Origin of the sequence: Mycolicibacterium sp. lyk4-40-TYG-92, assembly GCF_030209435.1 — a bacterium.
Lineage (GTDB): Bacteria > Actinomycetota > Actinomycetes > Mycobacteriales > Mycobacteriaceae > Mycobacterium.
On record NZ_JARVRX010000017.1, the window covers coordinates 123,619 to 148,806 of the forward strand.

Below are 25,188 nucleotides of genomic sequence, written 5' to 3' on the forward strand. Positions count from 1 at the left end.
CGTCCCTAGTACGCGACGTCGAGAAGCTCGGCGCTCGGGGTGCCGACGCGTTCCAACGCACGGTAGAACAGCTGCGGCTCGACCCACTCCTCCGGCGTGAAAACCCCTGCGCGCGTTTCGCTTTCCTCATCGAGTGCGACCAACATGAAGGCTGCGCAGGCAGTTCCGGTCGCCGCCGCCATGTCGGCGAACAGGTAGGTACCCGGTCCGCTGACCGGCGTGCGGCGGCTGACCGCCGTCGGGACGCCGCCGCGCAGACCGGTCACCTCGACCTTCAGCCCGGACTTGTACGGGAACGTGTGTCCCACGGCTGCCAGGGCGAGAAACCTGAGGAGCTCGGTCCATGACGATTCCCCGGTCCGCACGAGGTCGCGCAATCCCGACAGCGCGTGGCGCCAGCCCTTGACGCTGCCGAACTTGTTCGTCAGCAACGCTTCCAGGAAATCGATGGCCTCTTCCACGGGCATCTGCCGCTTCTGTACGGCTACCCCGAGACCGCGGACCAGCCCGTTGTAGGGCGCCGGGTCCAGCCCACCGAAGCAGCGAATGTTCTTGGCCTCCGGAAACTTTCGGGGCAACGTGACCGGCTCCGGGTGAGCCGTCTCATGAACAAGGGTCAGCCCGAGGCCGGCCCCCAGCTCCGTCCAGCGGGTCTCCAACCAGGACTGATGCAGGACAGGCCCGCCGTCCTGCCAGGTCATACATGGTCCGGCGGCGACCCGCAGCATGTGATCGAGCACCGCACGACCGATGGAGCCCCGTTCATCGCCGACCACCCAGTACACGTCGATGTTCTCGACGGTGTCCAGTTCGCCGGCGGCGTCGGCGGCCAGCACGTTGGTGATGCCCGGCGACGCGCCGCAACCGATGTACATCGGCACACCTGCAGCCTGGGCTTCGTCGTGCAAAGACAGTGCGTGCAATGTGCTTTCGATGTCGTCGTCGAAATCGAGATAGGGCACCCCGGCCGCCAGGCACGCCGACATCACGGGCCCGGCAGTGCGGTTGTAGGGACCGGCACCGAGCACCACCAGTGCGGCGCCCTCGACGGCGTTACGTAGTCCGTCCGCGTCGTAGAGATCGAGTCGGGCGGCGGTGGCCAAGCCCGGCGGCAACTGCCGCATCAGCGGGTCGAGGAGCTCGGGCCGGATGTCGTACAACGCCAGCTCGAAATCCCCTCCTGCCACTGCGAAACGCCGGATGGCCAGGCGGCACATCTCGCCCGCAGCTCCGATGAAGACGATTCGTTTGGTACCCATGGCCAGGCCCCTATCGGTTGAGAGTGCTCGTCGGATCACATGCTCACAAAGTCGATCTGAAATCGATTTCGGCATTGACGCTAACAGTGACCCTTCCCTAAACTCAATACCGAATCGAGTTTTAGTTTTGTCCTGAAGGCCAAGAACGGGAGTTACGAGAAATGACCGACACGCAGAGTGCCCGTCACAACGTCGACGTGGTCGTCGTCGGCGCCGGCCTGTCCGGCCTCACCGCCGCATACCGGCTTGTCCAGCAAGGCATTTCGGTACTTGTACTCGAGGCCGGTGACCGAGTGGGCGGCCGGACCGTCAACGTCGATGTCGGTGGCGGGGCCGTCACCGACGGTGGCGGCCAGTGGATCGGCGCCCTGCACACCCGGATGTACGCGCTGATCGAGGAACTGGGACTGTCGACCTTCCAGACGTACACCGAGGGAAACAGCATCTACCTGCAACACGGGAAGCGCCGCACCTACAAAGGCACCATCCCGCCGCTGGGCCCGCTCGCGCTGGTCGACTTCGCGCAGGCCCAGTTCCGGTTGGAGCGGATGGCCAAGCAGGTACCGGTCAGGGCGCCATGGCAGGCGAAGAAGGCCGACACCTGGGACAGCACGACGCTCGGACACTGGCTGGACACCAACAGCCTGGTCGACGAGGCCCGGCATCTGTTCACGACCTGCTTCACGATGATGTACGCCGAGGACCCACACCGGATTTCGCTGCTCAAGGTGCTGCACCAGATCGCCACCTCGGGCGGCATCAACTTCATGGTCAACACCAGAGACGGCGCCCAGGACTCCAGGGTGGTCGGCGGCATGCAACTCGTGTCCACGACGCTCGCCGACCGGCTGGGTGACCGGGTGCTCACGGACTCCCCCGTCACCGAGATTCACCAGGACGACCACGAGGTGCTGGTCCGGTCCGCGCGCGCCGACGTCCGCTGCCGGCGCGTCATCGTGGCCATGACCCCGGCCGACGCAGGCCGCATTCGCGTCACGCCCGAGCTCCCGGTCCGCCGCGCGGCACTTCAGCGGGCCTGGCACAACGGCACCGAAACCAAGGTCTTCGCGGTCTACGACAAGCCGTTCTGGCGCGCGCAGGGTTTCAACGGATCAGCCCTCACCGACCTGCCGATCGCGCACTTCGTGGTCGACAACTCCCCGGCGGATGGCAGCGTAGGTGTCCTGCTGGTCTTCGTCGGTACGGCGGGCGCAGGTCCGGGCTTCACCTGGACCGACGAGGTCCTCAACGATCCCGCGGCCCGCCACACGGCATTCGTGCGCGATCTGGTCACCCTGTTCGGCCCCGAGGCGGCCAATCCTGTTGAGGTGACGGAGAAGTCCTGGGTCGACGAACCATGGATCAACGGTTGCGTCGGCACCCGCGCGCCGGGGGTGCTGACCGGATACACCGACGCCGCGACGGTTCCGGTGGGCCGTCTGCACTGGGCCGGCACCGAGGCCGCGCCCGAGTTCGAGAGCTACCTCGAAGGCGCAGTCCGGTCAGCCGAGCGCGCCGTTGCCGAGGTCCGCGCAGCCCTGAGCGATGCGGTGCGCAGCAAAACGGACCACGGATAACAACCAATCGGGCATGATCTTCCAATGAAAATTGGGAGCAGGTCCACCGTAGTCGCGCTGGTCGTTGCCAGTGGTGTGCTCACCGGCATCACCGCACCCGTCGCCCACGCCAACGGCGCGGACGCCGTGATCAGAGACCTCGAGGCCGAGGGCTACACCGTCAGGATCAACTGGCTCAACGGCAACAAGCCGGTGCTCCTGCCTCGCTGCACCGTGGTCCGGGTCAACAACCCGTCCTCCGACGAACCAGCCGAGGGTGATGTCGTGTGGGCTGATGTCGCCTGCCCGAACAACTCCTCTTAACAGCGGTCAGCTGGGTTCGGCGGCCCGACGTCGCTGATCGAGGACGTCGACGCCGTCCTGTTGCCACGCCTCACGCATGGCATCGGCGCCCTTGAGCCGCACCCACGCGGCTTCGGTCGCGGTGATGGGCGTGGCGCTCAGGATCCGCACCGGCTGATACGGCTCGGGCAGCTCGACCTCACCGATCTCGCTGGCGCCCAACAGAAATGCGGTGAATGCCGCCCCCTGCCAGAGTGGCTGCTGCAGATCGATCAGCGCATCCGGTTCGAGGATCAGGCCTTCGACGGTGGGCGCGGATGCCAGTACCGCGATCGAGCGGGCCAGCGCCGTCGGGGTGGGACCGCGCAGGGACAGCACCGCCTCCGCCCGCGGGCCGCTGATGCCGTCGGCCACCATGTCCATCGGATCCGTCATGGGCTGGCGCGAACAGCCCAGGGACGCATAGTGATACACGTCGCCGTCGGTCGGCCCGTAGCGCAGCACCTCGATGGGGTCGGCACCGAGGAAGGTGACGCTGGCGCCCACCGGTTCGGCGGTGCTGCCGCGGCCGGCGAAATGCGTTGTCAGACGGGCCCGAACCGCGCCGAGAACATCGGTCACTGCGGTAGTGACAGGTTGCGACCCGTGGCCGGGTCGAACAGGGTCAGCTTGGAGGTGTCCAGGGCCAGCTCGACCCGGCCCCCCGCCACCGCGGAAGACTTGGCCGAAACCCGTGCCACATAAGTGTTCTCACCCAATCCGGCATCTGCGGTGTCGTGGGCCAACTGCTCCAGCTGGGCGGCTTGAGCGCCGGCGCCCTCGAGCCGGAAGTGCACGTACTTGTCCGCGCCGAGCGATTCCACCAGCTCGGCGTCGACCTCGAACGTCAGCGACTGGATGCGCGCGTAGGCGTCGATCACCGAGGCGTCGTCGAACTGTTCGGGGCGCACACCCGCGATGAGATCGGCCGACGGCCGCTGCCCGTCCAGTGCCGCGCGGGCCTCGTCGCTCAACGTCACCTCACCGAAGGGCAGCTGCACCCCGACGTCGGTCCGCGTGGCCGGGAAGAAGTTCATCGACGGGGAGCCGATGAAGCCGGCGACGAACAGGTTCGCCGGCTCGTTGTACAGCTCGTCGGGAGTGCCGACCTGTTGTGCGACACCACCGCTCATCACCACCACCCGGTCCCCCAGCGTCATCGCCTCGGTCTGGTCGTGGGTGACGTAGACCGTGGTGGTGCCGAGGCGGGCCTGCAGCCGCGCGATCTCGGTGCGCATCTGCACGCGCAGTTTGGCGTCCAGATTGGACAGCGGCTCGTCCATCAGGAAGGCCTTGGGGCTGCGTACGATGGCGCGTCCCATCGCCACGCGCTGGCGCTGACCACCCGACAGCTGGGCGGGCTTGCGGTCCAGGAGTGCGGTCAGGTCAAGGATTTTGGCGGTCTCCTCGACCTTGGCCGCGATCTCGGCCTTCGGCATCTTGGCGAGGGTGAGCGGGAACGCGATGTTCTGCCGCACCGTCATGTGCGGGTAGAGCGCATAGGACTGGAACACCATCGCGATGTCCCGGTCCCGGGGCTCCTTCTCGTTGACCCGCTCGCCACCGATCCGCAGTTCGCCGGAGCTGATGTCCTCCAGGCCGGCGATCATGTTGAGCGTCGTCGACTTTCCGCACCCCGACGGCCCGACGAGGATCAGGAACTCACCGTCGGCGATGGTCAGCGACAGATCCTGCACGGCGGTGGCCCCGCCGGTGTAACTCTTGGTGACGTGGTCCAAAACGATTTCGGCCATGAACTACCCCTTCACCGCACCGGACGTCAGGCCCGCGACGATCCGTCGTTGGAAGATCAGAACAAAGATGATGATGGGCACCGTGATGACCATCGCCCCGGCGGCGATGGAACCGGTCGGCTCCTCGAATTGCGAACTGCCCGTGAAGTTCGCGATCGCGACCGGCGCTGTGATGGCCCGCTGAGTGGCGGTCAGCGACAGCGCCAGCAGCAGGTCGTTCCAGGCGAAGATGAACACCAGGATCGCCGCCGTGACGATGCCGGGCGCGGCGAGTGGCGCGACGACCTTCCGGAAGGCCTGCCCCGGCGTGGCGCCGTCCATCTTGGCGGCCTTCTCCAAATCCCAAGGGATTTCCCGGAAGAACGCCGACAGGGTGTAGATCGCCAGCGGCAGCGCGAAGGTGATGTACGGCAGGATCAGGCCCGGCCAGGTATCGAACAGCCCGACGGTGCGCTCGATGTTGAACAGCGGTGTCACCAGCGAGATCTGGGGGAACATCGAGATCAGCAACGCCAGGCCGACCAGCAGCCGCTTACCCGGGAAGTCCAGTCGCGCCACGGCGTAGGCTGCCATGCCACCGATCACCACCGCGATGGCCGTGGTGATCAGCCCGATACCGATCGAGTTGACGAGTGCCGAACTGAAGGCGCCCCCGGTGAAGATGCCCTTGTAGTTGTCGAAGGTGACCTGACGCGGAATCAGGTTGCCGTCCTTGACCGTTGACGTCGGTTTGAGGGACAACGAGAAAATCCAGAGCACCGGCAGCAGCGCGTAGACCACCACCAGGACGTTGACCACACTCCAGCCGGCCAGCCGGCCGCCGCTGCGCTGTCCGCTCATCTAGCGCACCTCGGCTTCCGCACCGGGCGCCGCGGCACCGAAGATCTTGATGTAGATGAACGCGATGATCGCGACGGTCGCGAAGATCAGCACGCTGATCGCCGAACCCAGGCCGATGTTGAACGCCTTGAACAGGTTGTCGTAACCCAGGATCGAGACCGAGCCGGTGTTGTTGGTGCCGCCCGTGAGCACATAGATGTTGTCGAAGATGCGAAACGCGTCCAATGTGCGGAACAGCAGGGCCACCAGGATGGCTGGTTTCATCAGCGGCAGAGTCACTTTGACGAACCGCTGCCAGCGGCCTGCGCCGTCGATCTGGGCGGCGTCGAGCAGGCCCTGGGGCACCAGCACCAGCCCGGCCAACAGCAGCAGCGACATGAACGGCGTCGTCTTCCACACCTCGGCCAGCACCACGATGGCCAGAGACGGCAACTGATCGGTCAACGGCGCGGTGCCCGTGGGCAGCAGGTTCGCGAGGTATCCGGTGCCCGGGGTCCACGCGTAATACCAACTGTAGGAAGCGGCCACCGTCACGATGCCATACGGAATGAGGATGGCCGTGCGCACCACGGAGCTGCCGAACATCGTCCGGTGCATCACCACCGCCAGCGCCATACCGAGTACGAACTCGATGGCCACCGACACCACCGTGATGCCGAGGGTGACCACGAGGGCCGTCCACCAGTAGTGGTCGGTGAGAATCGTCGTGTAGTTGTCCAGCCCTACGAACCGGGTCTCCCCCGGGGCCGCGAGGTTGTCCCGGTGCAGACTCAGCCACACCGCGTAGGCGACGGGGTACGCGGCCACCGCGAGCATCACCAGCACGGCGGGCGCGATCAGCGAATAGGCGAGGCGCCGGTCGCCGCTTCCACCGCTCACGGGATCAGCCCCTTGCCGTCGATCGCCTGCTGCACCTCGGAGGTCAGCTTGTCGGCGGTCCGCTCCGGATCGATCTTGGTGATCGGCGCCAGCGTCGCCGAAATCCGCGTGGAGACGGCCTGATACTGCGGGGTGGCCGGCCGCACCGCGGCATCGGCAAGCTGGCGTCTGATCACCGCGTACTGCGGGTACTTGGCCTGGAACTTGGGATCGTCATACAGCGACGCGCGGACCGCGGGCAGCCCGCCCTCCACCGACGTGAACTGCTGGTTGCTCGCGCTGCGCATGCACCGGATGGCCTCGAAGGCCTCGGCCTTGTGCGTACTGGCTTTGCCCACAGCGAGATTCAGGCCACCGATCGTGACCTTGGCCGGCACCTCGGGCCGCACCGACGGGTAATCCGCGAAGCCGAACACCTTCTTGCTCTCGTCGTAGGCGGTGGTGAACTGCGCATCGTCGGGCGCGAAGGTGCCGACGTCGTTGATGGCGCTCTTGAGATCCGGGTGCTCGTCGAGCGGGAGGAAGGGCACGCCGCCCTTGACCGCGTTCTCCAGCAGCGACGGCAGCACGAACGGCCAGTTCACCTCCAACGCGGCCTTGCCCTGCTCGAGGGCCAGCCGCGCCGTGCCCTCGTCGGTCTGGGTGATCGACGGGTCGGCGCCGGGTGCGGTGGCCACCGACTTGATGATCTGCAATGCCTTGACCGTCGCAGCCCGGTGCTCGGGGGTGTCGGTCAGGGTGACGGTCTTGCCATCGTCGGACAGCACGCTGCCGCCGGCACTGGTCAGCAACGTGTTGAACCAGACCACCAGGCCCTCGTACTGCTTGCCCTGCACGGCGATCCAGCTGGGTCCTCCGGCGGCGTGCAGCCGAGTTGCCTGCGCCACCATGTCGTCCCAGGTGGCCGGCGGCTCGGGCATCAGATCGGCTCGGTACCACAGCATTTGAGTGTTGGTCGTGATGGGCGCGGCGAACAGCCGGCCTTTCCACTGCGCGGTCTTCAGCGGTCCGGGCAAGGTGTCATCGGCGGCGTCGGCTTCCGCTTTTCCGGCCGGGTCGTCGGCCAGCGGCACGGCCCAACCGGCCTCGGCGAACTCGGCGGTCCACACGACGTCAAGGCCCATGATGTCCAGGCTCTTGTCGTTGCCGGTCAGCCGGCGGGCCAGTTGCAGCCGCTGGTCGTCGGCCCCCTTGGGCAGGCTGACCTGTTTGATGGTGAAGCGGCCGCCGAGCTCGGCGTTGCATCGCTTGGCGAGGGCCGAGAACGTCGCCTTCTCATTGGCCGACGTATAGACGTTGACGACGGTGCCGTTGTCGCCGGAACCGCAGGCGGATACCAACGTGGCGGCCGTGCACGCCGCCGCACCTGCTGCCAGCACAGCCCGCAGCTTTCCCGCGCGCACCACGGACGCCTCCTGTCTCACGAGAACCTCCCGCGCGCAAACCGTAGAGCGCCGCGGGTGTGCCGTGCAACATATCTGCCAGGTCGGCGCGAATCAGTCGGCGGGGCCGCCGGCGACTACAGCGACAGGCGCCCCAGCAGGTCGCGGCCCTGTTCGGCGCAGACGGGATCGCACAACACGTCGTAGCGTCCCGCCACGAGCTGCATCGTGGAGCTGAAATCCCTTGTGCCACGGGACATCGCATACTGCACGCCTGAGGTGATCAAGCCGAAGAAGATACCGGCGATCAGGCCGGTGAGCAGTGAGCCCCAGGCGTTGGTGCCGAAAAGGCCCAGCACCAGCCCGATGAAAAGACCCAGCCACGCCCCGGTCAGGATGCCGCCGCCCAGCACCCGCGGCCAGGTGAGCCGCCCGGTGACCCGCTCCACCTGCATCAGGTCGACGCCCACGATGGTCACGTGCTGCACCGGAAACTCTTGGTCTGACAGGTAATCGACGGCGCGCTGCGCCTCGGCATAGGTCGGGTACGAACCGATGGGCCAGCCCTTCGGCGGAGTCGGCAATCCGGGCTGTCCACCCGGGCCCGGGGTCCGGTCGGGCTGCAGCGGATTGGTCATGCCCCTGGTCTCCTGTCACTCACCTCGGAACGCGCTTCGGCTACCACGATGCCATGAACTCGTGCGCTAGGTTGGTCGGCATGACAAGTCCGGGCGGGCAGCCGGGTCAAACTCCCTGGGATCCGTCGGGACCGGCCGGTTCCACGCCCTCGCCGAGCGGCACCGACGCCGAGGCGACCAGCGACTACCCGGTCTACGAGTACCCCGCGATCGAAGAGCCCGGGCCCACCTCCGCGCCATGGCAACAGGCGCCACCCGCGCCGGTGCCGCAGGTCCCATCGCAGCCGCCGACGGGTCCGTTTGCCGCGCCGCCCGCACCTCCCGGCCCGCCGCCGGGCTTCTACGGTGCCCCGCCCCCGGGACCGTACGGACCGCCGCCGGCGATGTCACCGCCACCTGCGATGCCGCCGCAGCCGGGATACCCACCGCCGGCCGGCTATCTGCCGCCCCCGCTGTACTCGTCGTACCCGGCGCCGCGGTCGAGCGACGGCATCGCCATCGGGTCGCTGGTGAGTTCGCTGGTTGCGCTGCCGCTCTACTTCATCTGCTTCGTACTGGGTCCGGCCGGTTCGTTGCTCGGCATCATCCTGGGCATCGTCGCCATGGTGCAGAGCAAGGGCCGACCGCAGACCAACGGCAGGAACATGGCGATCGCGGGCATCGTCATCGGTGCCATCACCCTCGTCGTCGGCCTGATCGGCTTCGTGTTGCTGGTCGACTGGGCATCACGCCAAGACCCGAACTTGTGATCGGCGCACGAGTCAACCGGATGGCGGTCGGGTCGCTCGTGTGCGCACTGACCGGCGTCGTGCTCGGTCCCGTGGCGCTCATCGGCGTCGGGCTCGGTGTGGTCGCCTACGAGCGCATCCCAGGCAGCGGCACGCGCGGGAGCGTGCTGGCGTTGAGCGGCATCGTGTGCGGTGCCCTGGCGTTCCTGCTCAACCTGTTTCTGGTCGTCCTGATCCTCGGCGGCTAGCCGGACCGCTCACAACGGCGGAGTGAACCGCTCGCCCGTGCGCGTCATCCCGGCGGCGCGGCCCTTGCCCGCGATCACCAGCGCCATCTTGCGGCTGGCCTCGTCGATCATCTCGTCGCCGAGCAGCACCGCGCCGCGGGCGCCGCCGGCCTGCGAGGTGTGCCATTCGTAGGCCTCGAGGATCAGCTCGGCATGGTCGTAGTCCGCCTGCCGCGGACTGAAGATCTCGTTCCCGGCGGCGATCTGGTCGGGGTGCAGCACCCACTTGCCGTCGTAACCCAGCGCCGCGGTCTGGCCGGCGACGCGCGTGAACGCCTCGGTGTCCTTCACCTTGAAATAAGGGCCGTCGATGGCGTTGATGCCGTGCGCCCGTGCCGCCACCAGGATCGTCATCAGGACGTGGTGATACGCGTCGCCGACTAGGTAGCCGGCGGGCTGCTCCCCGACCACGAGAGTGCGCATGTTCAGGCTCGCCATCAGATCGCCCGGCCCGAAGATCAGCGCCTGCACGCGCGGTCCCCCGGCGATGGCGTCGGCGTTGACGAGCCCCTTGGCGTCCTCGATCTGCGCCTCGATGCCGATGCGGCCGACGGGCAGCCCGAGCGTGCGCTCCAGCTGGGTCAGCAACAGATCCAGGGCCTGCACGTGCGAGACGTCGCTGACCTTGGGCAGCACGATGATGTCCAGCTCGCCGCCCCCGCGCGCCACCGCCGTCACGACCTCGATCACGTCGGCGTACGTCCACGGCGTGGTCCAGTCGTTGACCCGGAGGCCGCGCAGCTGGCCCGCCCAGCCCGGCTCACACAGTGCCTGCGCCACCCGGGTCCGCGCCGCGGCCTTGGCGTCCGCCGCCACCGCGTCCTCGAGGTCGAGGAACACCTGATCGGCGGGCAACGTCTTGGCCTTGGCGATCATCTTGTCGCTACTACCCGGAACGGACAGGCACGTACGGCGGGGCCGATACAGGTTCTCCACAAACCCACTCTCTACCCTGTGGTGCATGGTGGCGGTCAACAGGGTCTACGTGGCTAGACTCGCTGGACTGGTCGTGCTCGGCCCCGACGGAGAGTCGGTCGGCCGGGTCCGCGACGTGGTCGTGAGCATGGGCATCATCCGCCAGCAGCCGCGGGTGCTCGGCCTGGTCGTCGAACTGACAACGCGCCGAAGGATATTCGTCCCGATCCTGCGGGTGACGTCCATCGAGCACAACTCCGTCACCCTCACGGGGGCGACCATCTCGCTGCGCCGCTTCGAACAGCGCCCCGGCGAGGCCCTGGTACTCGGGCAGATTCTGGACACCCGCGTCCGCGTCACCGACCCGCAGCTCGAACAGCTCGCCGGCGTCGACGTCGTCGTGGTCGACCTCGCGATCGAGCAGGCCCGGACGCGGGACTGGTTGGTGACCCGCGTCGCGGTACGGCACCGCCGGCTGGGCCGGCGCACCACGGTGCACGTGGTCGACTGGCAGAGCGTCACCGGGCTGACGCCGTCGGCGCTCGCGTTGCCGGGACAGGGCGTCGCGCAACTGCTCGAGCAGTTCGAGGGTCAGCGTCCCGTCGAGGTCGCCGACGCCCTGCGCGACCTGCCGGCCAAGCGCAGGCATGAAGTCGTCAAGGCCCTTGACGACGATCGCCTGGCCGACATCCTGCAGGAGCTCTCCGAACCCGAGCAGGCCGAGCTGCTCAACCAGCTGGGCACCGAGCGCGCCGCGGACGTGCTGGAGGAGATGGACCCCGACGACGCCGCCGACCTCCTCGGTGAGCTCGACGCCACCCGGGCAGCCATGCTGCTGGACCGCATGGACCCCGAGGATTCCGAGCCCGTGCGCCGACTGCTGCAGCACTCCCCGGACACCGCCGGTGGTCTGATGACGCCCGAGCCCGTCGTGCTCACCCCGGACACCACCGTCGCCGAGGCGCTGGCCCGCGTCCGCGACCCCGAGCTGACGCCGGCGCTGTCGTCGCTGACGTTCGTCACCCGGCCGCCGACCGCGACACCGACCGGTCACTATCTGGGTTGCGTGCACACGCAGCGGCTGCTGCGCGAACCCCCGGCCACACAGGTCGGCGCCATCATCGACAGTGACCTGCCGGTGCTGTCCCCGACCAGCTCCCTGGCCGAGGTCACGCGCTATTTCGCCGCCTACAACCTGGTGTCCGCACCGGTGGTCGACGACGAGAACCATCTGTTGGGCGCCGTCACCGTCGACGACCTGCTCGACCATCTGCTGCCCTCAGGTTGGCGGAGCGCGGACGAACCAGGGCCGGGCTCGACCCAGGCCATCACTGACAACATCTCGGGAGCAGGCCGGTGAGCGAGCCTTCGGCGCGGCAGCGCCTGGACATCCCGCGCACGTCCCGCTTCCGCTTGACGCCGCGGGTCGACGTGGAGGCCGTGGGCCAGTTCAGCGAGTCGATCGCCCGGTTCCTGGGCACGGGCAAATATCTGCTCATCCAGACGGTGATCGTGGTCATCTGGATCGCCTTCAACCTGATCGCGATCAGCCTGCAATTCGACCCGTATCCGTTCATCCTGCTGAACTTGGCGTTCTCGACCCAGGCCGCGTACGCCGCACCACTGATCCTGCTGGCGCAGAACCGCCAGGAGAACCGGGACCGCGTGTCGCTCGAGGAGGACCGCCGGCGCGCGGCCCAGACCAAGGCCGACACCGAATTCCTGGCCCGCGAACTGGCCGCGCTGCGGCTGGCCGTCGGCGAGGTGGCCACCCGCGACTACCTGCGCCGCGAACTCGACGAGCTCCGCACGTTGATTGCTCAGCAGAACGGCGGCAAGGGCGGATCCGGCAAACGCAAGACCGGAAAATCACGGCCACCGGTCGAGGAGGACGACGCCCTCAGCGGCGCCGCGGGCGACTCCACTGCCGCGGTCGAATAAGAGATTCCATTCTCCGGAATCATTGCGACAACAACCGACTGCGGAGTAGGTATGGTGACTTGGATCACAACACAGGTCACCGGGGTCACTCCGGTACTCCACTTTCATAGGATGGCTTAGTGCACATCGGGGGCGACACCGCTGATTTCGCGGACAACGCTGCGCCTACTACTGAAGTCAACGCACTCTCCGCCGAATCTGACCTGGTGGACGGCGCCATCGAGGATTACGACGCCGCCGCCGGTGACGACACCACCGCCGTTGCTGAAGCTGCGCCAGGCCGTCGCCGGCAGATCGCCCGGGCGCTACGCCGCCCGCTCGCCGGTGTCGCGGTCGTCGCGCCGCTCGTCCTGATGCTTGCCGTCGGCGGTTCGGCGCCGACTCGGCAAACAACCGCGCACAACAGCGCCACCACGGGCGTCACGCCGCTGGCGGCCGTCACATCCACAACGCCCGGACCCCGCAACCGGGCCGGCATGACGGTCGTCGCGTCCGATCAGATGCCCCGCGCCCTGCACATGGACCCCACCACCACCCTGTCGCCGCCGCCGGCGTCGCTGGTGATGGCTCCCGGCGGGTTGCGGATCCCGCCGGTTGTCCTCAACGCCTACCGCACCGCCGAGAAGATCATGGCGACCAACGCACCGGGCTGCGGTATCAGCTGGAACCTGCTGGCCGGCATCGGCCGCATCGAGTCCGGCCACGCCAACAGCGGCGCCACCGACGCACGGGGCACCGCGCTCACCCCGATCCTCGGGCCCGTCCTCGACGGCACGCTGGCCGGCAACGAGGTCATCGTCCAGAGCATCGCGGCCGGCCGGGTGACGTACGCGCGGGCGCTGGGCCCCATGCAGTTCCTGCCCGGCACCTGGGCCCGGTACGCCTCGGACGCCATCGGCGACGGCAAGCCCGACGTGCAGAACGTCTACGACGCCTCGCTGGCCGCGGCCCGCTACCTGTGCAGCGGCGGGCTGAACCTGCGTGATCCGTCCCAGGTGCTGACCGCGATCCTGCGCTACAACAACTCGATGCCGTACGCCCAGAACGTGCTCGGCTGGGCCAAGGCCTACGTCACCGGCGTCGCGCCGGTCGACCTGCCGCCGATCGTCGGCCCGCCGCCCGCCATCGGCGACCAGCACCTGGACAACCCCGAGGGGCTCGGGCCGGGGCTGCCGATCAACGCGATGGGACTGCCGTCCGACGACCCGCTGGCGATGACGCCCGCGCTGCAGATGGGGCGCATGGGCCCGCTGCCCGGCCCGACCGAACCGAAACAGAACTGCGCGGTGTTCTGCCTGCAGGGCGGGCCCGCGCCGAGCGCCGCACCCATTCCCGCGCCGGACGCCCCGGCCCTGGACGCACCCACGCCGAACCCGTTCAACATGCCGCCGTTCCTGCTGCCGCAGGCTCCGCCGCCCGCGCCCGTCGCGCCGGCACCGGCAGCGCCGGGACCCATCCCGGTCACCGCAGTCGGCGTCGGCTCTCCGGCCGCCGGCCCGGTCGGCGCCGCACCGGGCCCCGCGCCCGGTCCCGCCGCGATGCCGCCAGCACCGGCTCCAGTAGGCCCGCCGCCAGCCGAAGCGATGGGTCCGCCGGCGCCTGCCGCGCCGTACCTACCGTGACCAGGTGCGGGTGCGCTGACCGGCAGGCATAGACTCGCCGCTGATGTCTGCTGAGCTGAAAGCCGCCGTGCGCGCCGCACTGGGCAAAGTCGTCGATCCTGAACTGCGCCGTCCGATCACCGAGGTCGGCATGGTCAAGGACGTGACGGTCGAGTCCGACGGCGCGGTGCACGTCGAGATCTACCTGACCACGTCGGCCTGCCCGAAGAAGACCGAGATCACCGATCGGGTCACGGCGGCCGTCACCGACGTGCCGGGCACCGGGGCCGTCAAGGTGACCCTCGATGTGATGAACGACGAGCAGCGCGCCGAACTGCGCAAGCTGCTGCGCGGCGACGACAAGGAACCGGTCATCCCGTTCGCCCAGCCCGGCTCGTTGACCCGGGTGTACGCGGTGGCGTCGGGCAAGGGTGGCGTCGGCAAGTCCAGCGTGACGGTGAACCTGGCGGCCGCGCTGGCCGCCAAGGGCCTGTCGGTCGGCCTGCTCGACGCCGACATCTACGGCCACTCGGTGCCCCGGATGATGGGCGTGCAGGATCGCCCCACCCAGGTGGATTCGATGATCCTGCCGCCGGTTTCGCACGATGTGAAGGTCATCTCCATCGCGATGTTCACCCAGGGCAACACCCCTGTGGTGTGGCGCGGGCCGATGCTGCACCGAGCCCTGCAGCAGTTCCTCGCCGACGTCTACTGGGGTGACCTCGACGTCCTGCTCCTCGACCTGCCGCCCGGCACGGGCGACATCGCCATCTCGGTGGCGCAGTTGATCCCCGGCGCCGAAATCCTCGTCGTCACCACACCGCAGATGGCCGCCGCCGAGGTCGCCGAGCGCGCCGGCGCCATTGCGGTCCAGACCCGTCAGCGCATCGTCGGCGTGGTCGAGAACATGTCCGGACTGACCCTGCCCGACGGCACCACGATGCAGCTGTTCGGCGAGGGCGGCGGCGCACAGGTCGCCGAAAGCCTCACGCGCACAGTCGGTGCAGAGGTTCCACTGTTGGGCCAGGTCCCGCTGGACCCGCAGCTCGTGAGCGCCGGCGACACCGGTGTGCCCCTGGTGCTGTCCGGACCGGACACCGCCGCCGGCGCCGCGTTGCGCGGCATCGCCGACAAACTGTCCAACCGCAAGCGCGGACTGGCCGGGATGTCGCTCGGGCTCGACCCGGCTGGGCGCTGACCCTCCCCCTTCCGACAGGAACCTCAAGTGACACATATCCATACGCGCACCGGCGCTCAGAACGTCGGCCTACTGAGCGTGGCAGCCTACCGCCCCGGGCGCGTCGTCACCAACGACGAAATCTGCGAGACCATCGATTCGTCGGACGAATGGATCTACTCCCGGACGGGCATCAAGAACCGGCGATTCGCCGGGCGCGACGAGTCCGCGGTCACGATGGCGTGCGAGGCCGGCCGACGCGCCTGTGCCGCGGCGGAGCTGTCCGGCGCGGACATCGACGCCGTCATCGTGGCGACCAGCACCAACTTCCGTAACACCCCACCGTGCGGACCCCAGGTCGCCACAGACATTGGCGCACAGGGTATTCCGGCCTTCGACATCGCGGCGGGCTGCGCCGGATTCGGCTACTCCCTGGGCGTGGCCGCCGACATGATCCGGTCGGGCAGTGCGGGCCGAATCCTGGTCGTCGGTTCCGAGAAGTTGTCCGACGCCATCGACATGACCGACCGCGGCAATGCCTTCATCTTCGCCGACGGCGCTGCCGCAGTGGTGGTGGGCCCGACCGAGGAACAGGGCATCGGACCAACCGTTGCCGGTAGCGACGGCGCGCAGTCCGGTGCCATCGTGCAAGAGCTCAGCTGGATCGATTACGCCGAGAACCCTTCCGGCCCAAGACCTTTCTTGCGCATGGAAGGCCAGACCGTCTTCCGGTGGGCGGCCTTCCAGATGGTCGACGTGGGCCGGCGTGCCATCGACGCGGCTGGACTGACGGTCGACGACATCGACGTTTTCATCCCCCACCAGGCCAACGGCCGGATCAACGAGCTGCTCGCCAAAGGCCTCGAACTCAAGCCGGAAACCGTTATCGCCCAAGACATTCAGGATGCCGGGAATACCTCGGCCGCCTCGATTCCACTGGCGATGTACACGCTGCTGGACACCGGCGAGGCAAAGCCCGGCAGCGTTGCGCTGCTCCTGGGCTACGGCGCGGGCCTGGCCTACGCCGCCCAGGTCATCCGACTCCCCGGCTAGCCGCTCAAGGTGATCCGACCAGCCCCTCAGCCGGCGACGGCGGCCAGTTTGCGCTTCTCCTCGTAGTACCGCGCGCGCTCGTCGAGCACCCCGAGGAACCCGATCAGTTCGGGCAACCAAGGACCAACCGGTACCACCACCCAACCATCTACCCCACCGAGGGTGAGGACGCGGACGGTGAAAGCGACTGTTCCGCAGGCTAACCGGCACGCCGCCACGGCACCCCACGCCGCGACGGCGGTACCGCGCGCGCCGCTACAAGTCACCCGTTGACGAGCCGGCAAAGCTGCCCGCGCAAGCAGCCGGCGCGGCGACGACCACGACGCCCTCCGGACCGCTGTGCCGACAAACTCCGCCTACAGCTCCGGGTTGGAGACCGAGGCTGCAGGCTAGAGATCGAGCACGATATCGGTGCCATCCACCGCACGGGAGACGCAGAGCATCATGAACTGCCCCGCGGCCCGCTCGTCGTCGGTGAGAAAGCTGTCGCGGTGGTCGACATGACCGGACACCACCCGGGTCTGACACGTCCCACACAAACCGTTGTGGCACATGGAATCCACCCGAATCCCTGCGTGGTCAAGCACCTCGAGGACCGATTGGTCTTGCGGCACAAGGATTTTCTGGCCGCTGCGGCGCAGGACGACGTTGAATGCCGCCACTAGCGCGCAACCGCCTGATGCGGAACCGGACAGCCCGCGGCGGCGGTCTCGTTGTGGTGGTCGTAGGGGGTGCCGTGAATGCCCTTGCGAGCAGCCACGAACCGGGCTACAGCCAACATCGAGCCCCACAGCGCAAGGTCGCTTTCGCGCGCGGCAGCACGCGCTGTTGCGCCGGGGACACGGTCGAGCAGCCGCCGTAATCCCACATTGACATTGACCAGCATCTTCGAGATTCCCACCCACGGCGCGAGATCAACGTCGGCCAGGCTCGTGCCACGCACCATCGCGTGGGCGAGATCCTCACCGCCGTAATAGGCCAGCAGCCCGAGCACCGGTGTAGCCAAGGCGCGCTTGAGAAGTCCCGCTGTCGTCTGACCATCGATGGCGGCGCCGACCATGGTGTCCGTCCACTCCGACGGGCCACCGGCATACGCCACCGTGAAGTCCATGGCTTCGATGGCTTCGGCGGTATTCCTGGGGATGAGTTCCTCCGCCACCCCGAAGACGTGGGCGATGTAGGCCCAATACATCAGCGCCGCATCGAGATCCGCGCTGCTGCAGGTCCGGCCGTGCGCATGATCGATAAGCAGGGGCTGCAGGCCGAAGCTGATTGCCGCGTTCATCATCATCGCATTGGAGATCGGGTTGCCGTGATGGGCGAACTGTTCGTCACCCCAGGTCTGCCGCAGCCCGGCACGCACCTGCGAGTGCATGAGCCGCACCCGCACGGTGTCTTTGAACGGTTCGGCCCAGCGCTCGAGCGCGCCGGGGTAGGTCATATTCCGAAACCAGGCCAGGGTTTCCAGGTTGCGGCGGTAGAAATCGCTGACGAATCGACCCGTCTGCCCGGTGGCATAGGCGACCTCGTCGCCGACGAAGGTCCCGAAGGTATCGCCGGCCACCATGCCGACCTTGCCGGCCAGGGACGCGTCGATCCACAGTCGCCGCCCGGCCTCCCACTGCCGCGGGTCATACCAGTCCGGCGGGTTGTCCAACTGATCGAACAACGCGACCAGTTCCGCCGGCGGGTTGGGCACCGAGTCGATGCCGTGGTCGAGCGCCCGGTCCAGCATGGCGCGGCCGTCGGCCATGCCCATCGCACGAAATCGCACGACGACGGCGTCCATCAGCTCGTCGCCCTGCCAGAGGTGGTCGACGAAGAGGTCGGTCCACGCCGTGGGTCGGGGTACCTCATGGAAGTCCATCCACGGTGTGAACAGCTGCCGACGGGTGTAAGTCCACATCGGTTCGAACCTCAGCCGCGGCGGCGCGGGACGCAGCGGCACGCCGGGGCGCCAGTAGTAGTCATACGAGTGCGAACCCGCCTTCACCGCGGCATTTCCCTTGCCAGAAGCCATGTTCAAAGCGTGACACGAGCTTTTACTCGCATACAATTCGCGTTGTGAGTGCCTCATGAACAGCCCAATTGCGCATCCGCGCCGCAGTCCGCGGCAGGAACGCTCGCGTTTGATGGTCTCCCGCATCCTCGCTGCCGGCCGCACCGTACTGATCAAGCACGGTTACGACGGCACCACGACCAACCTCATCGCCAAAGCGGCCGACATCAGTCCCGGCTCGCTCTACCAGTACTTTCCGAACAAAGACGTCATCATCGCCGCCATCGTCGACGACTACACCGACGAAATCGCCCGTACCGTCACCACGCATCTGGTGGAGCACGTCGGCAAGCCCGCGAAACTGGACACGATGCGCGAGACCCTCGCGGTCCTGCTCGACGCGATGAATGCACAGCCCGAACTGCTGCGGGCCATGATCGAACACACGCCGCGCCTGGGGCTGGGCAACAAGATCGTCGACTTCGAGCAGCGCGTCGGCGAACTGGCCCTCGCCCATCTGAACCTCCGGGACCGACGCCCCGAACACCCCGATACCGTCGTGTGGATCGCCGTGCGGGCGGTCGAACACCTCGCCATCCGCTACGTGCTCGACCAGCCGCCCATCGACCACGACGAGTTCCTCGACGAGCTCACCGCGCTCTTCGGCCGGTACGTCAGCCTCTGACGGACACAACTCCGAAAGCCAGGGGAACCCGTCAGCCCCGCAACGCCGAGACGAAGATCGCGGGGAGCTTGGCCCAGCTCGGCTTGCCGGTGAACGCGGTGAGGAGTCGTCCCGTCGTCGCCGCGGTGCGGTTGTTGACGAACCACGGCGGCTTCGGCGAGATCGACAGCTCACCCCCGAGCAACGAGCGCGGCGAGGGGCGGAACGGCCCGCGCACCACGGTGCGCTCGGGCTTCTCGAGCAGGAAGCCGTTGTGCACCACACCGATTCCGCTCTGCACGTCGTCGAGCGCGTGCCCGGGGAACGCGCCCCAGGTGGCATGCGGCGTCAGGTAGCCGACACCGGTCCAGGCGTTCACCGCCACCGTGCCGTAGTGCAGCGACTCGATCATGGCGTCGAAGGCCTTGCCCAGCACCTTGATGGTGGCCGGCGCCGCGACGATGTTGACGCCCAGGGTGCCGACGAAGTCCTCGTTGGCCAGGCGGGTGGCCTCGCGGATGAACTCGACCCCGTCGCTGTCCAGGTCGACGACGCCGTACACCGGCGAGAAGTACTCGGTGTTGAGCAGTGCGGTGCGGTCTTCGGGATCGACCACGAGCACGCGGTCGCCCAGGCGTTGTGCCTTCGGGTACGTCGCCTCGGCGCTGGCGACCCGTGAGTCGGAGCCCGGGTAGTAGGCGGCGCGGTTGGGCGCGGCGGCGATGGCCTTGGTCAGGGCCGCGACGAACTCGTCGCGCTGCGCCCACTTCGAGGACAGCACCACGACCTGTGACGCGACGCAGTTATAGCCGTTGTTGTGCAGGCGCTGGGTGGCAATGTGGTTGGCCTGGAACGCAATATCGGCCTTGCTCCACTTGCCCGGCACCACGATGGTCGGCGATACCCCGCCGAGCTCGCTGGTGATGTCCTTGCGCAGGACCGGGTCGTTCGCGGCCTTGCGCTTGGCGCCTTCTTCCCCGGTGCCCCACACGATGGCGTCGTGCGTCAGCGCGCTGCCCGTCATGTGCACGTGGTCGACGGCGTCGTGCTGCACCAGGTAGGTGCCGACATCGGCGCCACCGGTCAGAATCCGCACCACACCGAGCGCGATGAACGGGGCCAGCACCTTGGTCAGCACCGGCAGCAACGGATCGGTCACCGGGTTGAGCTTGAGTGCCACCACCCGGTTGTTGGCGATCAGCTCGTAGACGGTGTCGAGCGGTGCGATCGACGTGATGTTGCCGGCGCCGAGGACGACGCCGATGCCGTTGGTCTTGCCCGGATCCCGTTGCGCCAGGCCGGCGGTCCGGATGGCTTCATCCCGGCTGACACCCGGCTGCAGCCACACCTGCGCGCTGAACCCGGACAGCAGCAGCTTGTCGAAGATGTTGAGCGGCAACACGTTCACGGTGGTGCGGCCCGCGGCGGTGCCGAAGTTGGCGCCGTCGAGCGGGCTCTTGCCGGCCTCCAGCTTGGCCAGGCTCGCCGACAACGCCGCTGCCCCGGCCGCCAGCGGGTACGGGCCGGAAATCCATTCCTCACCGACCAGCGGCGACTCCGGATTCAGTTGCTTGATCCGGATCGCGGCCTCGACCCACTCGGCGCCGTGCTGCACCGCCAGCTGCTGCACGTCGTCGAGAATCTCCCGACGCCGCACCAGAGATGTTGCAGCCCAGGCCTTCTCGCCTTCAGCGAGCTCGTTCAGCGCCTGGTCCACCAGGGCCGTGTACGCAGTGTCCGTCATGTACTGAATTCTCCCGGTGATGCGGTCGGTACGGGGCGGAATCAGCCGGCGTGTGCTTCGAATTCCAGCAGCGCGTCGCTGTGGTTGTGCTCGTACGGCTTGGGGCCCTGCCCGACAGCCCGCTTCGCGAGCAGCGCCTGGTACTGCTCGAACGGCGTGGTCCGCCCCCACTTCTGCCGGGCCTCGGCCGGGGTGTACGTGACGGGGTTCTGGGCCGGGATCTTCATCAGCGTCGGGCCGACGATCGGCGTGGTGTGCGGGGTGGTGAAGTCCAGGATCGCGAGCTCGAGGCGCGGGATGCTCGACACCGCGCGCAGGAACGGCCGGGCTATGAGCTTGGCGATGAAGTCATCGGAGTAGTTCTGCGGGATACCGCCGAGCGTGCGCATCCATTTCGGCATGGTGGCGATGATTGCCCGGCGCATCGGCCAGTTGAACACGCGGCGCATCCAGCTCGGCACCCGCTCGGGCAGGATGTGATAACCCAGGTCGACGAGATAGTTCATCATGTTCTGGGCCACCTCGGAGCCGGCCATCTGCGGCCGGTACTGCTCGAAGTACTGCTGGATGCCCTCCCGCGTGCGCGGCACGTCGTCGGGGTTGATGGTCTGGAATTCCGCGGCGCGCGCGCACTCTTCCCAGTACTGCAGTTCCTCGGCCTCTGTCAGCTTGCCCGGCCCGAACATCTCGTAGGTGTAGAGGATCGAGTGCCACGCGGTGAGGTGGATCCACAGCTGCGAGTACGGGTCGTTGGCGTCGAACGGCTTGCCGGTGATCGGCTCGGTGCCGACGGCCTTGCCGTGGATCTTGACCAGAATCTCCGAGGCGTCCAGCACTGCCTCGGCGTCACCGAAGGCCACCAGGGCGAAGTACTGCATGGTGCGGTCGTAGCGCAGCCGGGTACGGGCGTACACCTGACCGCTGGCGTCCACGGCGGCCGCGAGATACGGGTCGAGATGCTCGATGGTCACGGCGCGGGCGAAGCCCAGCAGCAGTGACGTCGGGTAGCTCCACACCCGCCAGGTCACGGAGTCGGGTCCGAAGAAGCCGTAGTCGACAGCGGGCGTCAGCTTCGTGTCCGCGACCGGCAGACCGGCAACCCGGCGAAAAGTGGCGACAGCATCCATCGTCGTTCCCCTTTGAACATGAAGGCGCCACCCACTGGCGCGGTCCGCTAAATGGTACGGCACGTACCACTAGATAGCCAGACTCCCACTGATTGACTGCATCAGGTAACTCCCGACCAGGTACATGAGGTAAACAAGGAGCCATGGCGAGTGCCACCACCGGTCGCTGGGCCGGCCAACGCGAGCGCAGGCGCGCTGAGTTCATCGACGCTGCCCTCGTCGTGATCGAGCAACACGGGCCACAGACGTCGACCGAGCAGATCGCTGCGCACGTGGGGGTCAGCCGCACCAAGCTGTATCGGCACTTCGTCGACGCCGCGGACCTGCAACGCGAGGTTGCGCACCGGACCGCCCAGATGATCACCGCCGAACTCGCGCCGGTATGGCAGCCGGAGGGCAGCATGGCGCAGATCGTCAAGGCCGGCGTGAGCGCGCACGTCCACTTCCTGACCCAACACCCCAACCTCTACCGCTACCTGCAGCGATGCTCGATCGACGAGGGCTTCAACGCCTTCGCCGACATCAAGATCACCATCGCCAACCTGCTGACCGCGGTGCTCAAGGTGTACGTGGCGGCCTTCGACGTCCAGGCCGACGCCGAGCGGTTGTCGTACGGCATCGTCGGCCTGGTCGAGACCGCCGCGGGGCACTGGCTCGAACAGCCGCTGCGCGATACCCAGGACGCGCTGGTCGCCGACCTCACCCGCTGGATCTGGCTGATGCTCGATGACTCACTGCGCGCGGGCGGCGTCTACGTGGCTGCGGACGAGATTCTCCCGCCGGCCGCCGAGATCGCCGGGAATGCGGATCGCTACCGGGATCCGGCGCGGCTACAGGCCCTGAACAGCTGACACGTCAGGTCGCGTCGGGGTCGAACTGCGTCGTCCCCGGCTGCGGGGCGGCCCCGGGGGCACCCGGGGCCGGTGGGATGCCGTTGACCTCAGGCGTGGTCAGGGGCTTGGTCTGATCCGGCGGCGCCGGGGTGTCGAAGGCGCCGGTGAGGAACGAGTCGTCACCGTCGAGCAGATGCTTGGTCAGTGCCGCGCGCGGCGTCATACCGCGCAGTTTCTGCAGTTCACTGAGGGGCTGACGCAGGTCCTCGAACTCCGGCCCGAGATCCTGACGCAGCTGACTGGTCGCACCGCTCAGGTACTCCCGCACCTGCTTCAGGCTGCCGGCCGTCCACCGGATGGCGCCGGGCAACCGCTCCGGACCGAGGATCACGAGGCCCGCGATCACCAGCACGAGCATCTCGCCCCATCCGATGTTGCCGAACATCAGCTGGCCGGAGTGTCTGCGTTGGGCACAACGGTGAGCGTCACGTGCCGGCCGTCGCGGATCACCTCGATGGGCGCCGGCTGACCGATCTGCAGCTGCCGCACCGCGACCACGAACTCGTCGGCGTCGGCGACCTTGCGGTTACCGACCTTGACCACGACATCGTTCTCGAGGATGCCGCCCTTCTCCGCGGGGCTGCCGGCGACGACGTTCACGACCTGGGCACCCGAGGCAACCTTGTCACTGGCCGACTTGGCGTTGAGGCCGAGCGTCGGGTGGAAGATCTTGCCGTCCTTGATCAGGATCTCGACGGTGGCCTTGACCTCGTTCACGGGGATGGCGAAGCCCAGACCACTTGCACTGTCGGACAACGACTTTCCAGCCGTGTTGATCCCGATGACCTCGGAGTTCATGTTGATGAGCGGGCCACCCGAGTTGCCGTGGTTGATCGAAGCGTCGGTCTGGATGCCGTCGATGACGGTGTCGGTGTCGGACCCTTCACCCGACAGCGGCACGGGGCGGTGCAGCGCGCTGATGATGCCGTGCGTGACGGTGCTGCGCAGGCCCAGCGGGGCGCCGGCCGCGATGACCTCGTCACCGACCTTGACCTTCTCGGCATCACCGAACTTCGCCACGGTCAGGTTGTCGACGTTGTCGACCTTCAGCACCGCCAGGTCGGTCTTGGGGTCCCGGCCGACAAGGTTGGCGGGCACCTGCTTGCCGTCGTTGAACACCACGGAGATGTGGTACTGGCTGGGGTTCTTGGCCGCGTCGGAGATGACGTGGTTGTTGGTGACGACGTAGCCGCGGCCATCCACCACGACGCCGGAGCCCTGCGATCCGTCGGTATCCCCCATCGCCTCGATGGTGACCACCGAATCCGCCACGGCGGCAGCCACTTTCGCGAACCGCCCCTCGGGCAGGTCGCCGCCGTCACTGGTCTTCAAGGTGACCTTGGAGGTGGTGAAGGCCTCGACCACCTCGGCGGTCTTGCGCCCGACGACGCCGCCGAGTGTGCCGATGACCAGCGCCAGCAGGGCCAGCACCGCGAGGGCCGTCATCGAGACCTTGCGGCCGAACAGCACGTCGCGCACACCGAGCTTGCCTACGGGGGCGGCCACCACAACGGGCGGCGGCGGGGGCAGGGCCGGGGTGCCGAGCGTCGGCGCGGCCGACGGATCGCGCCACGGGTCGGCGACAGCGTCTTCGTCGTCCCTGCCCTCGGCCTCCAGCGCGCCGGCGTCGGCCGGGTGGCGTTGCAGGGAATCGACGCCACCACCGGGCCGGCCGAAGGCTTCGGCGAGCACAGGATCGGGCGCCTGGTTGGTGGGGGTGTACTCCCCCTGGTTGCGAATCTGGTCCTCGGCGAGGAAGGAGCCCGTGAAGCCCTCGGGCCGGCCGAACGCACGCTGCGACGCCGGATCCACCGGGGTGCGCGTCACCGGACGTGGAGCCAGACGGGGGCGATCGCCGGACATGTCCTGATTCGTCACCGGTGTTGCACTCCCCATCTACTGGCTCTATCCGCACGGTCCGGCTGAGCGGGCCTGGCGGTAATTCAAAAATTCAGGCTCAACCCTACCGGCGGCGACGACGTTCCCGCGGCGGCCGATCGGCAAAGTCCCGGTCTTCGCTCCCGGACGTCTGGATATCCGCGAACTGCACCGATGCGTCATTCGGGATGTTCGCCAGCGCACCCAGCAAGGAATTGGGCGCAATGATCGGGCAGGAATCGCGCAATGCGCTCCGGGCCTGACCCTGCGCGTCCACCTCGGCGGCGCAATCCGGGCACTGCGACAGGTGGTGGGCGGCCCTCAGGTGCGCGCCCATCTGCAGTTCACCGTCGACGAATGCGGCGATCGCCTCGATGGCCAGGTGCTCCGTGGACCCGAAGCGGCGCGGACCGACGGGTCCGTCAGTCTGAGAGGCGAACTGCGCGGGCAGCCAGGAGAACGCACGACGGAACAACTGTCCCCGGTCGACCATCACCGAGCTCCTCTCCGCGCCACGCATTCGTCCGTGTT

The 25,188-nt window shown here is 67.8% G+C and carries 26 protein-coding genes; 11 read left to right on the forward strand and 15 right to left on the reverse strand.

What is annotated here, in order from left to right:
• Nucleotides 1-5 precede the first annotated feature (5 nt).
• Entirely contained in the window at nucleotides 6-1,259 is a 1,254-nt protein-coding gene (locus tag QRN63_RS22860) for a saccharopine dehydrogenase family protein (protein WP_285032826.1), read from the reverse strand.
• Nucleotides 1,260-1,420: 161 nt separating this feature from the next.
• Here QRN63_RS22860 and QRN63_RS22865 point away from each other — a divergent pair, with 161 nt between their 5' ends.
• Together QRN63_RS22865 and QRN63_RS22870 are read left to right on the forward strand one after the other, a co-directional pair.
• Nucleotides 1,421-2,836 (forward strand): flavin monoamine oxidase family protein, encoded by a 1,416-nt coding sequence (locus tag QRN63_RS22865; RefSeq protein ID WP_285032827.1) that lies wholly within the window; start codon nucleotides 1,421-1,423, stop codon nucleotides 2,834-2,836.
• A 24-nt stretch (nucleotides 2,837-2,860) separates the two neighbouring features.
• Nucleotides 2,861-3,139 carry a hypothetical protein gene (locus tag QRN63_RS22870; RefSeq protein ID WP_267315258.1) on the forward strand — a complete coding sequence of 93 codons (279 nt, stop codon included), beginning with the start codon at nucleotides 2,861-2,863 and terminating at the stop codon, nucleotides 3,137-3,139.
• Between the two features lie 6 nt (nucleotides 3,140-3,145).
• Here QRN63_RS22870 and QRN63_RS22875 read toward each other — a convergent pair whose 3' ends face one another.
• The 6 genes from QRN63_RS22875 to QRN63_RS22900 all read right to left on the reverse strand — a co-directional run bounded on the left by QRN63_RS22875 (nucleotide 3,146) and on the right by QRN63_RS22900 (nucleotide 8,650).
• Entirely contained in the window at nucleotides 3,146-3,739 is a 594-nt protein-coding gene (locus QRN63_RS22875; protein ID WP_285032828.1) for a suppressor of fused domain protein, read from the reverse strand.
• Entirely contained in the window at nucleotides 3,736-4,911 is a 1,176-nt protein-coding gene (locus tag QRN63_RS22880) for an ABC transporter ATP-binding protein (protein WP_285032829.1), read from the reverse strand. The genes QRN63_RS22875 and QRN63_RS22880 overlap by 4 nt, the downstream gene beginning before the upstream one ends.
• Before the next feature lie 3 nt (nucleotides 4,912-4,914).
• On the reverse strand, nucleotides 4,915-5,751 hold the full coding sequence (locus tag QRN63_RS22885; protein WP_267315261.1) for a carbohydrate ABC transporter permease: 837 nt from the start codon (nucleotides 5,749-5,751) through the stop codon (nucleotides 4,915-4,917).
• Entirely contained in the window at nucleotides 5,752-6,630 is an 879-nt protein-coding gene (locus QRN63_RS22890) for a carbohydrate ABC transporter permease (protein ID WP_285032830.1), read from the reverse strand.
• On the reverse strand, nucleotides 6,627-8,036 hold the full coding sequence (locus QRN63_RS22895) for an ABC transporter substrate-binding protein (protein WP_285033398.1): 1,410 nt from the start codon (nucleotides 8,034-8,036) through the stop codon (nucleotides 6,627-6,629). The genes QRN63_RS22890 and QRN63_RS22895 overlap by 4 nt, the downstream gene beginning before the upstream one ends.
• Before the next feature lie 113 nt (nucleotides 8,037-8,149).
• Nucleotides 8,150-8,650 (reverse strand): general stress protein, encoded by a 501-nt coding sequence (locus tag QRN63_RS22900; protein ID WP_073697681.1) that lies wholly within the window; start codon nucleotides 8,648-8,650, stop codon nucleotides 8,150-8,152.
• Between the two features lie 80 nt (nucleotides 8,651-8,730).
• Here QRN63_RS22900 and QRN63_RS22905 point away from each other — a divergent pair, with 80 nt between their 5' ends.
• Together QRN63_RS22905 and QRN63_RS22910 are read left to right on the forward strand one after the other, a co-directional pair.
• Nucleotides 8,731-9,399: a DUF4190 domain-containing protein gene (locus tag QRN63_RS22905; RefSeq protein ID WP_285032831.1), complete on the forward strand. Its 669-nt coding sequence runs from the start codon at nucleotides 8,731-8,733 to the stop codon at nucleotides 9,397-9,399.
• A gap of 20 nt (nucleotides 9,400-9,419) precedes the next feature.
• The gene (locus QRN63_RS22910; protein WP_267315264.1) at nucleotides 9,420-9,626 is read left to right on the forward strand and encodes a DUF4190 domain-containing protein; all 207 of its coding nucleotides are present in this window, start codon (nucleotides 9,420-9,422) and stop codon (nucleotides 9,624-9,626) included.
• Nucleotides 9,627-9,635: 9 nt separating this feature from the next.
• Here QRN63_RS22910 and QRN63_RS22915 read toward each other — a convergent pair whose 3' ends face one another.
• Nucleotides 9,636-10,601: an HpcH/HpaI aldolase/citrate lyase family protein gene (locus QRN63_RS22915; RefSeq protein WP_285032832.1), complete on the reverse strand. Its 966-nt coding sequence runs from the start codon at nucleotides 10,599-10,601 to the stop codon at nucleotides 9,636-9,638.
• Between the two features lie 25 nt (nucleotides 10,602-10,626).
• On the opposite strand from QRN63_RS22915, the gene QRN63_RS22920 reads away from it, so the two are divergent.
• The 5 genes from QRN63_RS22920 (at nucleotide 10,627) to QRN63_RS22940 (ending at nucleotide 16,352) form a co-directional block, all read left to right on the forward strand.
• The gene (locus QRN63_RS22920; RefSeq protein ID WP_267315266.1) at nucleotides 10,627-11,940 is read left to right on the forward strand and encodes a magnesium transporter MgtE N-terminal domain-containing protein; all 1,314 of its coding nucleotides are present in this window, start codon (nucleotides 10,627-10,629) and stop codon (nucleotides 11,938-11,940) included.
• The gene (locus QRN63_RS22925) at nucleotides 11,937-12,521 is read left to right on the forward strand and encodes a DUF1003 domain-containing protein (protein ID WP_267315267.1); all 585 of its coding nucleotides are present in this window, start codon (nucleotides 11,937-11,939) and stop codon (nucleotides 12,519-12,521) included. Before QRN63_RS22920 ends, QRN63_RS22925 begins: the two co-directional genes overlap by 4 nt.
• Before the next feature lie 119 nt (nucleotides 12,522-12,640).
• Complete coding sequence (locus QRN63_RS22930; protein ID WP_285032833.1) at nucleotides 12,641-14,143, forward strand: lytic transglycosylase domain-containing protein; 1,503 nt, start codon at nucleotides 12,641-12,643, stop codon at nucleotides 14,141-14,143.
• Nucleotides 14,144-14,186: 43 nt separating this feature from the next.
• The gene (locus tag QRN63_RS22935; protein WP_267315269.1) at nucleotides 14,187-15,320 is read left to right on the forward strand and encodes an Mrp/NBP35 family ATP-binding protein; all 1,134 of its coding nucleotides are present in this window, start codon (nucleotides 14,187-14,189) and stop codon (nucleotides 15,318-15,320) included.
• A gap of 27 nt (nucleotides 15,321-15,347) precedes the next feature.
• The gene (locus QRN63_RS22940) at nucleotides 15,348-16,352 is read left to right on the forward strand and encodes a beta-ketoacyl-ACP synthase III (RefSeq protein ID WP_285032834.1); all 1,005 of its coding nucleotides are present in this window, start codon (nucleotides 15,348-15,350) and stop codon (nucleotides 16,350-16,352) included.
• A gap of 389 nt (nucleotides 16,353-16,741) precedes the next feature.
• Here the strand turns inward: QRN63_RS22940 and QRN63_RS22945 are convergent, their stop codons facing one another.
• Nucleotides 16,742-17,014 carry a 2Fe-2S iron-sulfur cluster-binding protein gene (locus tag QRN63_RS22945; RefSeq protein WP_285032835.1) on the reverse strand — a complete coding sequence of 91 codons (273 nt, stop codon included), beginning with the start codon at nucleotides 17,012-17,014 and terminating at the stop codon, nucleotides 16,742-16,744.
• Entirely contained in the window at nucleotides 17,014-18,372 is a 1,359-nt protein-coding gene (locus QRN63_RS22950; protein WP_285032836.1) for an oxygenase MpaB family protein, read from the reverse strand. The genes QRN63_RS22945 and QRN63_RS22950 overlap by 1 nt, the downstream gene beginning before the upstream one ends.
• A gap of 55 nt (nucleotides 18,373-18,427) precedes the next feature.
• Here QRN63_RS22950 and QRN63_RS22955 point away from each other — a divergent pair, with 55 nt between their 5' ends.
• Nucleotides 18,428-19,036 carry a TetR/AcrR family transcriptional regulator gene (locus tag QRN63_RS22955; RefSeq protein ID WP_285032837.1) on the forward strand — a complete coding sequence of 203 codons (609 nt, stop codon included), beginning with the start codon at nucleotides 18,428-18,430 and terminating at the stop codon, nucleotides 19,034-19,036.
• Between the two features lie 31 nt (nucleotides 19,037-19,067).
• Here QRN63_RS22955 and QRN63_RS22960 read toward each other — a convergent pair whose 3' ends face one another.
• Together QRN63_RS22960 and QRN63_RS22965 are read right to left on the reverse strand one after the other, a co-directional pair.
• Complete coding sequence (locus tag QRN63_RS22960) at nucleotides 19,068-20,759, reverse strand: aldehyde dehydrogenase family protein (protein WP_285032838.1); 1,692 nt, start codon at nucleotides 20,757-20,759, stop codon at nucleotides 19,068-19,070.
• A gap of 41 nt (nucleotides 20,760-20,800) precedes the next feature.
• Nucleotides 20,801-21,886 (reverse strand): oxygenase MpaB family protein, encoded by a 1,086-nt coding sequence (locus tag QRN63_RS22965; protein ID WP_285032839.1) that lies wholly within the window; start codon nucleotides 21,884-21,886, stop codon nucleotides 20,801-20,803.
• Between the two features lie 143 nt (nucleotides 21,887-22,029).
• On the opposite strand from QRN63_RS22965, the gene QRN63_RS22970 reads away from it, so the two are divergent.
• Nucleotides 22,030-22,737: a TetR/AcrR family transcriptional regulator gene (locus tag QRN63_RS22970; protein ID WP_267315276.1), complete on the forward strand. Its 708-nt coding sequence runs from the start codon at nucleotides 22,030-22,032 to the stop codon at nucleotides 22,735-22,737.
• A gap of 4 nt (nucleotides 22,738-22,741) precedes the next feature.
• On the opposite strand, the gene tatB is transcribed toward QRN63_RS22970, so the two are convergent.
• From tatB to rseA, 3 genes are all read right to left on the reverse strand, one after another.
• Complete coding sequence (gene tatB / locus QRN63_RS22975) at nucleotides 22,742-23,164, reverse strand: Sec-independent protein translocase protein TatB (RefSeq protein ID WP_267315277.1); 423 nt, start codon at nucleotides 23,162-23,164, stop codon at nucleotides 22,742-22,744.
• Nucleotides 23,164-24,657 carry a serine protease HtrA gene (gene htrA / locus QRN63_RS22980; RefSeq protein ID WP_285032840.1) on the reverse strand — a complete coding sequence of 498 codons (1,494 nt, stop codon included), beginning with the start codon at nucleotides 24,655-24,657 and terminating at the stop codon, nucleotides 23,164-23,166. Before htrA ends, tatB begins: the two co-directional genes overlap by 1 nt.
• Before the next feature lie 85 nt (nucleotides 24,658-24,742).
• Nucleotides 24,743-25,150 carry an anti-sigma E factor RseA gene (gene rseA / locus QRN63_RS22985; protein ID WP_267315278.1) on the reverse strand — a complete coding sequence of 136 codons (408 nt, stop codon included), beginning with the start codon at nucleotides 25,148-25,150 and terminating at the stop codon, nucleotides 24,743-24,745.
• Between the last annotated feature and the right edge of the window lie 38 nt (nucleotides 25,151-25,188).